Below are 13726 nucleotides of genomic sequence, written 5' to 3'. Positions count from 1 at the left end.
GCAAAGCCATGTTCAAGGATTTTTACGCGCAGCGCGGAGAGTATGTTGTGATCTCTGCTGAGCAGCCCAGCCGTTTCGCCAAAGGCGTGGCCGGCGATTACAACCCGATTCACAATCCAGATGCGCGTCGTTTTTGCGTACCTGGTGACCTGCTGTTTACGCTGGTGCTGGTGAAGTTTGGGCTGTCGCGACAAATGGAATTTCGCTTCACCAATATGGTGGGAGCTGACACACCTCTCAAGTTTAGTGAAGAAGAGAATGGTGATCTACATGTCTGTGATGAAGGAGGCAAGTGCTACCTGCAGGTGACTCGTGGTGGAGAGGTTACTCACGATGAAGCAGCTATTGAAGCCTTTTCCCGCTGCTATGTGGCGTTTTCAGGTAAGAATTTTCCCCACTATTTAAAGCCTTTGATGGAGCAGCATGGGGTAATGTTTAACCCTAAACGCCCCTTGGTTATTTACGACAGCATGGGGTTTTCCTTAGAGCGTCTAGACGGTTTTTCGCCCAACTTAGCCCTAACGAGCTCGTCGTTAGAGGTTCAGGGCAAGCGTGCCGATGCCTTGCTTGAGTTCTCTATTGAGTCAGATGGAGAAGCGGTTGGGGTGGGCTCTAAGAAACTAGTGGTCAGCGGCCTGTGTGAGTACGACGCTACTGAAATGGCAGCGATTGTTGATGAGTTCTACCGCTTAAAAGCGGCTTACGAAGCGGCCTAAACTGCGTCGTAGCGTTAGCGTAATGGCGGGTGCCATTAACGCTAACCCTAAGGTATTCTCAAAGCCTATCAATTAAAAAACACGTGAAGCGCCCCTGGCGCTTCCGCTGGATATAAGAGGCTTTGCATGAATCGCATTAAAACGCTTACGTTTGCCTGCGCAGCAGCCACGCTCGCCGTTTCAGCCACGAGTGCTCAAGCGAAGGATTTTCGTCTCGGTCTTATCACGCCTGCACAGCACCTATGGTCTACTGAGGCGGAAGCCTTTGCCCAAACGCTTAACGAGCGCTCCGCTGGCGAACATAGCGTTAGCGTTTTTCCAGCTCAGCAGCTTGGCAATGAAGCGCAGATGGTTCAGCAACTGCAAACCGGTGCGTTAGATATGGCTTTCTTGACGATTGCCGAAATTTCCAACCGTATTCCAGATTTTGGCGCACTATACGCGCCTTACTTGGTCGATGACGTTAATCACGCGGCACGGCTGCTACGTTCTGACGCGGCTGGGGAACTACTCGAATTAATGCCAGAAGAAGTCGGCTTAATTGGCGTTGGCTACGGCATGGTAGGCATGCGTCAAGTGCTCAGCCGTGACCCTATTGAAAGTGCCGATGATCTGCAGGGGCAGCGGTTGCGTATTACCCCTTTCGAGCCGATCCGTGATTTTTATACGGCCGCAGGTGCTGCCCCTGCGCCCATGCCGCTATTAGAAGTGTATGACGCGCTGGCTAACGGTCAGGTCGATGCCATTGATATGGATTTCGACTCTATTTTAATTTTGAAATTTTACGAGCAGGCGGAAAACCTGCTGATTTCTAACCATATGATGTTCCCTATGGTGGGCGTCGTGTCTGGGCGAGTATGGCGCGAGCTATCTGAAGAAGACCGCGAGCTGATTGATACCGCGATGGCTGAGCATCTCGAAAACGTGCTGGTGGGCTTTGAAGAGATGGACGCCGCTCAAGAAGAAGAAATCCGCGCCTTAGATATCAACATTGTTGAAGCGGATGCTGAGTTTTTCTCTGACGCCATTGCTGAGTGGGAAAGCATCTGGGCGCCTAAAGCACCTATGTTAGAAACGTTACGCGACGAAGCTGACCGGTTACGTGACGAGTAATATGCTACAACGTTTTTCTTCGGGGCTTGCCCGCTGTGAAGAAGTCACCGCCGCTGCTTTGGCAGCGGCGGTGACCTGTTTGATTCTCACCAATATTGCGTTTCGCGCGTTGGGTAGCCCGCTTTATTGGGTCAGTGAGTTGGCTATTTATGCCATGATCTGGATGACATTCCTGATTGCCGGCACGGTGTTTAAGCGCCGCCAGGGGATAGCAGTCACGCTGCTAAGTGATCTGCTGCCGCAAACCGGCCGGAAACTGATAGGTATCTGGGTGGATGCCATGGTGCTGCTATTTGCTTTGCTGCTAGCGTGGCTTTGCTGGCGTTGGTATCAGCCCCTTGCGCTTATGCAAGCGGGGTTCGATACCCGTGCTTTTCAGGGGCAAACATTCAATTTTATTTACGCTGAAAACACCTCCACGCTTGGCGTTAAAAAATTCTGGGCGTGGTTAATTGTGCCGTGGTTTGCACTTTCTCTTAGCCTGCATGGCTGGGCGAATCTTATCCAGTCACTCAAACAGTGGCGAACCCCGGCTCAAGAACCCACCACCACAACGCGACGTTAATCCTGCTTATCATGCTGGCGGTACGTTTATGACGATTGCTGTTTTTTTGCTGCTGTTGCTTGGTGCCGTGCCAATTGCGCTAGTGCTGGCGTTGACGGCCATGTGGTATATCCAGGCGTCTGGCAACACGGTGCTGTTTGATTCTTACCCGCAGCAGCTGTTTAGCGCCATTGAAAGCTATGGATTACTGGCGATTCCGTTATTTATGCTGGCGGGCGAGTTAATGAACGAAGGCGGTTTAACTCGCCGGTTAATTGCATTAGCGCGCATTTTGGTGGGTGGATTTCGTGGTGGCCTTGCTTATATTAATTTAGTGGCCAACATGATGATGGCGGCGATTATTGGTTCGGCGGCCTCCCAAATTGCCATTATGTCCCGGGCGATGGTGCCAGCGATGGAGCAGGAGGGCTACGATAAACCCTACAGTGCTGCGATTACCGCTGCTGGTGGATTACTGTCGCCGATTATTCCGCCCTCAATGCTGTTTGTGTTGTTTGGCGTCATGGCCCAAGTCCCGATTGCGGAAATGTTTATTGCTGGGTTGTTGCCTGGGCTGCTCTTGGGGACAAGCTTTTTTATAGTGATTGCCTTGGTAGGCTTGGTGCAGCAGTACCCCAAAGGGCAGTGGCCCTCCCGCCGCCAAGCGTTCCATGATCTGCTTTGGGGGCTGCCTGCACTGCTCATTCCAGTGATCATTATTGGCGGTATTTTGTGGGGCATTGCCACGCCTACTGAGTCAGCAGCGCTGGCCTCGCTCGCGGCATTAATCATGGGTCGCTTTGTGTACGGGGACCTGCGTTTAAGTCAGTTGCCCCAGGTGCTGAATCGCACGGCGATTAATGCTGGGTTGGTCATTATGCTGATTGCCGCCGCTGGCGTGTTTGGTTGGGTGGTGATTTACGAGCAGCTCCCGCAAATGGCTGCTGCGTGGATTGCGGCGCTGACCAGCGACCCCTTCGTGTTCTTGCTGCTGGTGATTGGCGCACTGCTATTAGTAGGGATGGTGATTGATGGCATTGCGGCGCTGATCTTGGTGGTGCCGATTTTAATGCCCATTGCCCAAAGTCAGTTCGCTATTAGCCCTTATCAGTTTGGTGTGGTGGTGTGCTTAACCCTGGTGATGGGCTTGTTAACGCCTCCCGTGGGGGCCGGGCTGTTTATCGCTTCTTCGATGACTGGCGCGCCCCCGCTGAAAATATTTCGCGCGCTGCTGCCATTTTTGCTGGCGACCTTAGTGACTCTTGTGCTTCTCGCGTGGTTACCGTGGTTAACTAATGGGCTTATTCAGCGGTAACTGGCATGACATCCACTTCTACCTCTAGCTGATGTTCGCCGCCGCCGTTCATGACGCCCTTTAACGGCGCGACATCCGCATAGTCACGCCCCCAGGCGAGCACGGGGTGCTGTTCGCCAGCGATGGTGCCATTGGTGGGGTCGAGTGCCAGCCAGCCCCAGTCGGGAATCCAAGTGGCTAACCAAGCATGAGAGGCGTCTGCGCCCACTAAGCGTGGCTGGCCGGGAGGCGGCTGAGTTTCCAGATAACCGCTGACGTAGCGTGCGGCCAAACCCACTGAACGCAGTGCTCCAATCGCTAGGTGAGCAAAGTCCTGGCACACCCCACGGCGGTTAGCCAGTACATCGCTTAACGGGGTCGCCAGCGTAGTGAAACTAGGGTCGTACTCGAAGGTATCGTAAATCAGTTGGTTGAGCGCCAGCGCGCTCTCTACGAGTGGGCGGCCAGGTGTAAAGCAACTACGAGCAAAGGCAGCTAATTCATCGTTACGGCGAATAAACGGTGAGTCCAGACGGTATAGCTGCATATCAAAGCGGCTATCGCTGTTGAGCTTTTCGGCAACGTTTTCCCACGCAGGAGAAAAGGCAGGCAGAGGAGCTAGCGGCTGGGTATTGAGTTGAGTTATTACCGTCACGTCCAGGGACTGGTGAACGTCTTCCATCGCAAAATAAAGCACACGATTGCCGAATACATCACGTCGTTCTGCTTGAACCCGTGGCAGTGGGCTGATGGCTAGCTCGGATACACTGCACTCCTGATGCAGCGTTTCGCGTGGCAACACCCGTGCTTCGCTATGGCATAGCGTGACGGGGGCGCTGTAGTGATAACGCGTGGTGTGCCGCAGTGTGTAGTTCATGCGTCAAGCTCCATGCTAACTAATTGGCGTGGCCGCTCGACATGACTGAAATGGCTATGGCTGATGGCATCAGAAAGTGCCGTTAACGGCTCAATTAGTTGATCAAGCAACTGCGCTAGCGCTTCTTGTGCTTCGGGGGTATCGGTAAGGTGATTGAGGCGATCAATATCGGCTAAATGTAGCGCCGCATTGGCTTGGATTAACAGGCGACGCTCCGCGTTACGGTAGGGAGAAGAGCTGCCTGGTAAGCGGTTCATTTGACGCTCAAGACGTTTGAGCATGTAACCCACCGAACGAGGGTTAGTTTCATCAAATAGCAGTAAATCTAGAATCGCCTCAGGGTGCAGTTCGCTGCGATACCGCCTGCGGTAAGTGGTAAAGTTATCGGTGGTGGCCAGCACTACTTCCCAGAGTGCCAGCCCCGGAGTATGAGGCGCGTTGAGCGTGAATTTGAGTAGCGATAGCAGGCCTAAAACGCGATCTAGAAAGCGTCCAATATCCATAAACCGCCAGCCGTAGTGGTGGGGCATGGTTTCATTACACAGGCCAAAAAAGGCGGCTATTTGTGCGGAAAGCCCTTCACAGGCGCGTCGCGCAGCACTGGCACCAAGGCTCGAATTAAAAGAGCTGACGCGCTGGCGAAGCTGGTTAATGACGCGCCAAGAATCATCCCCTAAGTGGTCGCGTACGCTACGAGCGTTACGAAGCAGCTGGTTAAACAGCGCTTGCAAGGCTTGGGAGTCTGTGTCGTCAAACTGCGCGAGCAGCGCCGCGCGTTTCTGTACAAAGCCAACAAGCAGCGGTTTGGAACCTTCACCATCCTTCTTGAGCGTGGTGATTTCCAACGCTATCAGCAACTCATCAAGTAACTGGTCCGCTATCTCGTCTTGGTCAACTTCCATTAATCGCATCAGCGCTTCACGAAGCAAGCGTGCTCTGGCGTCCAGACGTTCGCCGTAGCGACCCAGCCAAAATAGGCTTTCGGCAACCCGGCTAGGGAGGTCAGTGCCGTCCCGAGTGGCCACCACCGGGCCGCGGGCTTGGCGAAGCTGGCTAACATGGGGCTGTGGCGTATTGGCTGTGACCCAGACATCTTTCACGATAGGGCTGCTTAATGACGGTGAGCCGGGTGCTCCAACCCAGGCTAACCCGCCAGGCATAACATGATAGTCGCTGAGCTGCTGCCCTCGGGTCGTTACACTGCTCGCTGAGCGAGTAATAAAACAGCGCAAGTTCAGTGTAGTGGGCGACAAACGCTGCATTTGGCTATCAAATACCGGCGCCGTGGCCGGTTGCGTGGCGGCATTGGCACTAGGCAGGAGTAGCTTTTCGCCTAGCAAATGCTCGCAAAGGGCGGGCAGACAATCGGCAAGTTCGGATGACTCCAAGATGCCCACACCGAGTGCGTTTGACATCGCCACACCGCCAGCGCGGGCGGCCTGTAGTAAACCGGGGACGCCTAGCTGAGAGTCGCCACGAAGTTCAAGTGGGTCACAGTAGGCATCGTCGCAGTGACGCAATACCACATCCACTGGCTGTAAACCGCCCAACGTACGTAGCCATAGCTGTGAATCCCTGACGACTAAATCCTGTCCCTCGGCAAGGTCGATATTGAGATAGTTAGCGAGATACGCGTGCTCAAAATAGCGCGGACTGCTTGGTCCAGGGGTAAGCAGCACGACGTTTGGGTTGTCGCGATGTTGATAGGCAAGCGCCGTCAGGGTGCGGTGATAATTGTCGAGAAAGCCGGCCAGCCGCTTAAGGGGGGCATTGCGGTACATTTCAGGCAGTGCTCGCGCCATTAAAATGCGATTTTCGAGGGTGAAGCCTGTGCCTGATGGGGCCTGTAAGCGGTCACCAATGACGCGCCACTGTCCTTCCGTATCTTGAATGACATCAACACCGTGGAAACTGATTGCCGGACGGTCACTGGGTTGTGAACCGTGACAGGGAAGTAATAAATGCGGCGATGCGAGTAATGCTTGGGTAGGCAATAAACCCGTATCAAACAGGCTACGCGCGCCATAAATATCATCAAAGAGTGCGTTCAGCAGCCGGCTGCGTTGGATCAATCCTAGTTCGAGAGCTTGCCACTGGGCGTGGTCGATGACCCAGGGAAGAGGGTCTAGTCGCCATGAGCGTCGGGCGTCATCGTGCATGTTAAAGATGACGCCATTTTCGGCCAGCAGTCGCTGAATCTCTTCTTGCTGTTGAAGACGACCCTCGGGGCCAAGTGTTTCCAGTGACCCTAACAGGCTTTCCCAGCCGGGCCGTAGTCGTCCATGACAGTCCACCATGGCATCGAAAATGCCGGGCTGTCCCTCGCCAAGCTGATTAAAGTAATCTTCTACAAGCCCGGCAGAGCCGAACTCAAGTAGCGTGGGAGAGACAGGGGCCACCATGATCCTTGTAGTCCTAAGCAAATAAGCAGCGAATTATCCTGCAGCCTGCCTTAATAGGAAAGCATTAGCTTGGCCGAAACGCCGCAAAGTCACATTGTTAATGTTGGTGCTGGTTGCAAAAGAGCCTGTTTACCTATGGGGCTTCGTGGATACGCTTGATGTGCATGTCCACATTAAACTCGGTGTTGCACTTTTCCGAGGACCCCGTGATAGCGGCAGCACTACCGATAGCGGGGGTAGCGGCCAGGGGGATGTGCCCCTCGCCAGCAAACAGGCCCGAGGTAGGATCCAGGCCTATCCAGCCTGCTCCAGGTAAAAAAACCTCTGCCCAGGCGTGTAGATCAGTGCTGTCAATGTCTTTGCTATTTGGCTCAACCACGGCTTTTTTATCGGCGGCAAGTTGAATCAAATACCCGGATACAAAGCGAGCGGCGAGCCCTAAATGGCGAAAAATCTGCACCAGCAGCCAAGCGCTGTCACGACAGGAGCCTCTGCCTAGCGCCAATGTTTCTTCACAGCTTTGAACGCCAGGCTCCAGGCGAAGCAAATAGCTGATGTCGCTGTTGAGGCGCTGATTAAGTGCAACCAAAAAATCAACGCTGTTAATGGGGTCTCTAGGAATCTCTTTAACCCACTCCATGAGCCGTGGGCCAGACTCAGTGACTTCAAGGTAGAGCCACAGTGCTTTGCTCAATTCTTCGGGGTAGGCGAAAGGGGTTTTTTGTGCGTACTCCTCCAGAAAAAAATCAAATGGATTAATCACGGTCATCGAAGCAATGAGCTTGACTGTGATAATCAGTTCGTTGCGTGGCTCTGGAAATACGATGCGTGCATTAAAGTTACCAAACGGGTCTTGCTGCCAATTGAGGAAGTGATCATCTCCAGAAACGGTGAGTGAGTAATCGTCAATAGGCGTTCGGCATTGGGGTGCAGGGCGCAGACGAACAATGTGGGGTGACAAGTTCACCGGCCGATCAAAACGATAAGTAGTTCGGTGGTGCAAGGCAACACGAATGGGCATAAGCCACCCTCTAAGGTAAGTCTATATCAATCGATTCGCCCTTAAGACGCCTCGGTTAAGAGAGATAAGTAACGGTAGTATCGTTGTAGTTAGGCTTTTTTGCAGCTGCAAAATTCACTAAGCCGTTTAAGAAGAGTAAAAACATAAAATGCACCATTAGTGTTAGTTTTACGCACTGTTTTGGTGCTTTTGTTTTCAGTTTTAAGTTGAACTCTAAAAGATAAACTAAAAGTAACGATTCAGTTGAAGAGCTGAGTAAGGCGCGTGTTAACAGAATCCTTTTAACGTTGAAATAGCGAAAAAGATGGTATGTATTTTGCGTGCTTATATGTGAAGAGAACGGCGTAGTTTGCGCGGGGTCGGCCTGCACTACGTTAGAGGAAGTTGCCGCTTCCCCCATTGCGCCAGGAGAGCGCCCATGAGCCAAGTGAATTGGAATAACTATGCGTGCCGTGACTATTACGATGAGTTACTAGCGGCACCAGGCAAGCCACGTGCCTCGGCTGATGAGCTGTGCAATATGTTGGCAAGGTTTAGTGCGGAAGAGTTGGCAGAGCGTAAAACCGCGGCAGAAATTGCCATCCGCACCATGGGAATTACGTTTACTGTTTATTCAGAGGGCGCCATGATTGACCGAGCATGGCCCTTTGATATCGTGCCGCGAATCATTCCTGCTAGTGAATGGCGTAAAACTGAAGCTGGTTTAAAGCAACGTGTTCAAGCGCTTAATCTTTTTATTGACGACCTTTATCACGATCAAAAAGTAATTAAAGACAAAGTGTTACCTGCTGAAGTGCTGGCTCAATCGGTTAACTTCCGTCCTCAGTGTGTCGGTATTAATCCTCCTCATGGCATTTGGGCGCATATTTGCGGATCCGACTTAGTACGTGGTGGTGATGGCACGCTTTATGTGCTGGAAGATAATTTGCGTATTCCCTCTGGGGTTTCGTACATGCTTGAAAACCGCAACGTGACCAAACGCGTGCTGCCTGAGTTATTTGCGTCCGGCAAAATCCTTCCCGTGGATGATTACGTTGCCCAGCTATATGACATGTTGGCGTCGATGTCGCCTCGCCCCGGCGATGATCCACAAGTGGTGGTGCTAACGCCTGGTATCTATAACTCCGCCTACTTCGAACACGCCTACCTTGCTCAGCAAATGGGCGTTGAGCTCGTGCAGGGTAGCGACTTATTGGTAGATGACGACGACGTGGTTTATATGCGCACGGTTGAAGGGCTGCGTCGCGTTGATGTGATTTATCGCCGTGTAGACGACGAATTTCTTGATCCTGAGGCGTTTAATCCAGATTCAATGCTTGGGGTAGCGGGGCTAATGCGCGCCTGGCGGGCAGGGAAAGTGGCGTTAGCCAATGCGCCAGGAGCTGGGGTCGCCGACGATAAAGTCGTTTATGCCTTTGTACCCGAAATCATTCGCTATTATCTCGACCAAGAGCCGTTGCTGCCAAACGTGCCTAGCTATTTGTGTATGTTTGAAGATGATCGCAACTATGTACTGGAGCACCTGGATGAATTGGTCGTGAAGCCAGCGAATGAGTCTGGCGGCTATGGCATGCTGATTGGCCCACGCTCCACTAAAGAAACCCGCGACGAATTTGCTCGGTTGATTAAAGCCAATCCCCGTAACTATATGGCTCAGCCTACCCTGGCACTTTCCACCACCCCCACGTTGGCGAATGGCTTGCCGCAGCCGCGTCACGTAGACCTTCGCCCGTTTATTCTTTCCGGTCCAGAAACCCATGTGACCACCGGTGGCTTGACCCGGGTTGCCTTGGTGGAGGGCTCATTGGTAGTGAACTCTTCTCAAGGTGGCGGCAGTAAAGATACCTGGATTGTTGAAACCGATGAGAACGCGGCGCCTGCCGCTGAGCAGGAAGGAGTCTAGTGCCATGCTGTCACGCGTAGCTGAAAACCTCTATTGGATGGCGCGTTACATCGAACGGGCCGAAGATACTGCTCGACTGCTGAGCGTTAATAGCCACTTAATGCTGGATTTGCCACGCCATTTGCCCCTGGGCTGGGCGCCGTTGATTGAAATGACCGGCACGTTGGAAGCATTTAATGAGCGCCATTCAAGCTTTGATGAACGTAGCGTGGTGCACTTTTTGTGTGCCGATGCGCAAAATGGCAGCTCTATTTTGGCCGCCTTAGCGAGCGCCCGAGAAAACCTGCGTACCACCCGTGATGTCGTGCCGAGGGAGATCTGGGAAGAGGTCAATCAACTCTATCTTAGCGTTGCAGAGCACGCGGAAAATGGCGTTAGTCCACGGCGGCGTGACACCTTTTTGAAAAGCGTGATTCGTGGCTGCCAAACATTGACTGGTTTAATTGAAGGAACGCTCAGTTATGGCCCCGCTCGAACCTTCATTAAACTGGGGCGACATTTAGAGCGGGCAGACATGACCACCCGCATTGTCGATGTTCGTTCAGCCAGCCTACTGCCGCAAAATCCTGAAGAGCTACTGCCGTTTGAAAATCTACAGTGGATGAGTGTGTTGAAGTCGCTCACCGCGTATCAAATGTATCGTCAGCAAGTCCGTTTGCGGGTGCGTGGACCCGATGTGCTGCGCTTTTTATTGCAAGATCCTAATCTTCCACGCTCTATTGCCTGTAGCTTGGAAACGGTGGGGCACGAGCTTCAGCTGTTACCCAGGCAGGATCGCGTGGCAGCAACGGTATCGCTTGTACGGGCAGATGTGGTGGACGCTGACATTCAGGCCCTAGCCCATTCACCAAGCAAGCTACACGACTTTGTGGATGAGCTGCAGATTGGTTTCGCTTCGATTCACGACACGCTAAGCGCAACCTACTTTGTTAATAGTGACGGGGTCCCCCGTTTGTCACAGCGCCAATCGCAAAGCCAAGTGGGGGATGACGATAACGATTAACGGACGTTAAGCACGGGGGCTGGCGTTCGCGTTCTGAATCAGTCGATGCAGATACGTCAGCTTCTCACGCACAGCAGGCGCAATGACCCCTGGCGCTAAATCAAGCAGGCCCATATCACGGTTAAGTTCGTTAACCGCCATGCCTACTTGGTGAAACGCCCTTAGCATGCCGTCCAGCGTGCCATCATGCTCGGCGCGGGAAACCCCCATATGCAGTGCCGTATCGAGTACGGCCACCATATCCAAGTAAAAGGCAAAGGTTTCAGCAAAGTCTTCCCACGGGTGCATGGTGGCGTATGCGGAAATAAACTGGGATGCCCAATTGGCCGGCGTACCTTGCTGGTAGTACCGCTCTAATGCGTTACCGTAGGTAGGGTTGTTATGGTCTCCAAACACTTGGCGGCAAGCGTTTTCATCTAGGCCCTTGACCAGTAAATCCCAGTAGTAATGACCAATTTCATGCCGGAAGTGGCCGATCAGTGTGCGGTGGGACTCATTCAGATCAACCCTCAGACGCTCGCGTTCAACGTCGTCGGCTTCTTTTACATTGATGGTGATATGGCCGTTGGCGTGGCCGGTATAAACTTTCTCTTGGCTAGCGATAGAGCGCCAAAGCCCTTGGTCGGGCAGAGCACCCGCCATAAACGAAAAGCTAAGCGGGACACGAATATTTTCCCTGCTAATGCCGTGGGGAAGCTCTAATAAATCAAGCGTGTGAAATAGCCGTCGCTTGGCGGCTTCAAGCGCCGCCCAGCGTTCCCGGTTGCCACTGATATTGAGGTCGGGAGTCATTTCATTATAGCGACAGCAATCGCACAACGTATCGGCATATCCCTCGGCCTTCACCACCATGCGGTTGCACACATTCTCAACCGCATAGTTGTGGCACTTCATTAGGGCTGACCCGCAGCCTGGGTGAGTGCAGCGGTAGCCCCCATTCAGTAACGGCTCAAGTGCCACAATATGCGTGCAGGCAGGGCACCAGCCAACCTCGGATTCGCAGGCCAAGCAATGCGTGTTTTCAAAAAATAGCGAATTGCCACAGCGGCAACTAAAGGTCTGCATGGATGCCTCCTCGTGTGATGACCAGTGTGAGGGCCACGTGCATCTAGGAAAAGCGCATACTCCAATGTGCAGCGAATGGTGCTAATAGCCAGCATAGCGAGGGCAGTGCGGCTATGGAAAGCGTAAATCTCAACGCTGAGTGGCTTTCATCTTTATCAAGTGGCTAATTGACGTTTACGTCAACTTGCTGATATACCCTAGGGCTCATATTTGCGTCTCATAACAAACACAACGATGAGGAAGGTAGTCATGTCTGTCCGTGAAATCCCTATGTATATCGATGGCCAGCCAGTCATGTCACAAAGCCAGGATTGGCGTGATGTGGTAAACCCTGCAACCCAAGAAGTGGTTGCCCGGGTGCCATTTTGTACCGCCGAAGAAGTGGAGCGTGCGATTGCCAGCGCTAAAACAGCTTTTAAAGAGTGGCGCAAAGTGCCGCTGGGCAAGCGCATGCGCATCATGCTTAAGCTTCAGGCACTAATCCGCGAAAATACCGCTGAATTAGCCGCGCTAATTACCGAAGAGCACGGTAAAACCCTGCCTGACGCTGAAGGTGAAGTGGGGCGCGGTCTAGAAGTCGTTGAGCACGCTTGTTCTATTACATCCTTGCAGTTGGGCGAGCTGGCGGAAAATGCCGCTAATGAAGTCGATGTCTATACCATGCACCAACCGTTGGGCGTTGGCGCGGGCATTACAGCTTTCAACTTCCCAATTATGTTGCCCTGCTTTATGTTCCCGCTGGCCATTGCAACGGGAAATACCTTTGTACTGAAACCGTCTGAGCAAGATCCCAGTTCCACGATGCGACTAGTTGAACTTGCCCATGAGGCGGGTGTCCCGGCAGGCGTTTTAAACGTGGTTCATGGCGGCCCTGATGTCGCCAACCAGATCGCCGACCACCAGGATATTAAAGCACTGTCGTTTATCGGCTCGACCCATGTGGGTTCCTTGCTTTACAACCGCGCTGCTGCTGCAGGCAAGCGTATGCAGTCGATGATGGGGGCTAAAAACCACTGTGTCGTCATGCCGGATGCCAACCGCAGTCAGGCGATTGATAGCCTCCTTGGCTCGGCGTTTGGTGCCGCTGGTCAGCGCTGCATGGCTAACTCGGTGGTGGTGCTAGTAGGCGAAGCTCGTGAGTGGCTGAAAGATATTGAGGAGGGCGCGCGTAGCATGAAAGTCGGCCCGGGCACTCAGCGCGATGCAGACCTGGGGCCGCTTGTCTCTCCCCAGGCGAAAGAGCGTGTTGAGCGCTTGATTACGGCGGGTGAAAAAGAGGGCGCTAAACTGCTGGTGGACGGCCGTGGTTGCACGGTAGATGGTTATCCAAACGGCAACTTTGTTGGCCCAACCCTGTTTGCCGACGTGACAGCAGATATGACGGTGTACCGGGAAGAGATTTTTGGCCCGGTGCTGTGCGTGGTCAGTGTGGTAACGCTGGATGAAGCGATTGCATTTATCAACGCTAACCCTAACGGCAATGGTACGTCGATATTTACTAATTCAGGCTGGGTAGCACGGCGCTTCGAAACTGATATTGACGTTGGCCAGATTGGTATCAACGTGCCGATTCCTGTCCCTGTTGCTTACTTCAGCTTTACGGGTTCGCGAGCTTCCAAGCTTGGCGACCTGGGGCCGAACGGCAAGCAGGCGATTACTTTCTGGACGCAAACCAAAACGGTCACCGCCCGCTGGTTTGAGCCAGAAAATGTATCTAGCGGTATTAATAGCACTATTTCGTTGAGCTAGTTGCGCCGAAAAAAGCCCCGTGATGAGCGGGGCTTTTTA

General features: G+C 53.0%; 10 protein-coding genes and 1 pseudogene. 7 read left to right on the top strand and 4 right to left on the bottom strand.

Annotation, left to right across the window (positions count from 1 at the left end):
- Positions 1-8: 8 nt before the first annotated feature.
- The 4 genes from REH51_RS03915 to REH51_RS03900 all read left to right on the top strand — a co-directional run bounded on the left by REH51_RS03915 (position 9) and on the right by REH51_RS03900 (position 3688).
- Positions 9-716 (top strand): DUF3581 family protein, encoded by a 708-nt coding sequence (locus REH51_RS03915; RefSeq protein ID WP_498936910.1) that lies wholly within the window; start codon positions 9-11, stop codon positions 714-716.
- Between the two features lie 126 nt (positions 717-842).
- Complete coding sequence (locus REH51_RS03910; RefSeq protein ID WP_009721571.1) at positions 843-1829, top strand: TRAP transporter substrate-binding protein; 987 nt, start codon at positions 843-845, stop codon at positions 1827-1829.
- A 1-nt stretch (position 1830) separates the two neighbouring features.
- Positions 1831-2394 (top strand): TRAP transporter small permease, encoded by a 564-nt coding sequence (locus REH51_RS03905; protein WP_009721572.1) that lies wholly within the window; start codon positions 1831-1833, stop codon positions 2392-2394.
- Between the two features lie 28 nt (positions 2395-2422).
- Positions 2423-3688, top strand: a complete 1266-nt coding sequence (locus REH51_RS03900) for a TRAP transporter large permease (RefSeq protein ID WP_009721573.1) — start codon at positions 2423-2425, stop codon at positions 3686-3688.
- Here REH51_RS03900 and REH51_RS03895 read toward each other — a convergent pair.
- From REH51_RS03895 to REH51_RS03885, 3 genes and pseudogenes are all read right to left on the bottom strand, one after another.
- The gene (locus REH51_RS03895) at positions 3675-4544 is read right to left on the bottom strand and encodes a transglutaminase family protein (protein ID WP_009721574.1); all 870 of its coding nucleotides are present in this window, start codon (positions 4542-4544) and stop codon (positions 3675-3677) included. The two genes, REH51_RS03900 and REH51_RS03895, sit on opposite strands and share 14 nt — an antisense overlap.
- The gene (locus REH51_RS03890; protein ID WP_009721575.1) at positions 4541-6946 is read right to left on the bottom strand and encodes a circularly permuted type 2 ATP-grasp protein; all 2406 of its coding nucleotides are present in this window, start codon (positions 6944-6946) and stop codon (positions 4541-4543) included. The genes REH51_RS03895 and REH51_RS03890 overlap by 4 nt, the downstream gene beginning before the upstream one ends.
- 136 nt (positions 6947-7082) lie before the next feature.
- Positions 7083-7967: pseudogene (locus tag REH51_RS03885) on the bottom strand (transglutaminase family protein); the annotation flags it as partial.
- 418 nt (positions 7968-8385) lie between these two features.
- Between REH51_RS03885 and REH51_RS03880 the strand changes: the two are divergent.
- Positions 8386-9870, top strand: coding sequence for a circularly permuted type 2 ATP-grasp protein (locus REH51_RS03880; protein ID WP_498936908.1), 1485 nt, complete (start codon positions 8386-8388; stop codon positions 9868-9870).
- A gap of 4 nt (positions 9871-9874) precedes the next feature.
- Positions 9875-10873 carry an alpha-E domain-containing protein gene (locus REH51_RS03875; RefSeq protein WP_009721579.1) on the top strand — a complete coding sequence of 333 codons (999 nt, stop codon included), beginning with the start codon at positions 9875-9877 and terminating at the stop codon, positions 10871-10873.
- A 6-nt stretch (positions 10874-10879) separates the two neighbouring features.
- Here the strand turns inward: REH51_RS03875 and REH51_RS03870 are convergent, their stop codons facing one another.
- A complete protein-coding gene (locus tag REH51_RS03870) occupies positions 10880-11938 on the bottom strand; it encodes a zinc-binding metallopeptidase family protein (RefSeq protein ID WP_498936906.1) in 1059 nt (352 codons plus the stop codon).
- Positions 11939-12187: 249 nt separating this feature from the next.
- Here REH51_RS03870 and REH51_RS03865 point away from each other — a divergent pair, with 249 nt between their 5' ends.
- Positions 12188-13687, top strand: coding sequence for a CoA-acylating methylmalonate-semialdehyde dehydrogenase (locus REH51_RS03865; protein ID WP_009721581.1), 1500 nt, complete (start codon positions 12188-12190; stop codon positions 13685-13687).
- The last annotated feature ends 39 nt before the right edge of the window (positions 13688-13726 follow it).

It is taken from the genome of Halomonas bluephagenesis, assembly GCF_054790765.1.
This window is presented reverse-complemented; position numbering and strand designations above follow the sequence as displayed.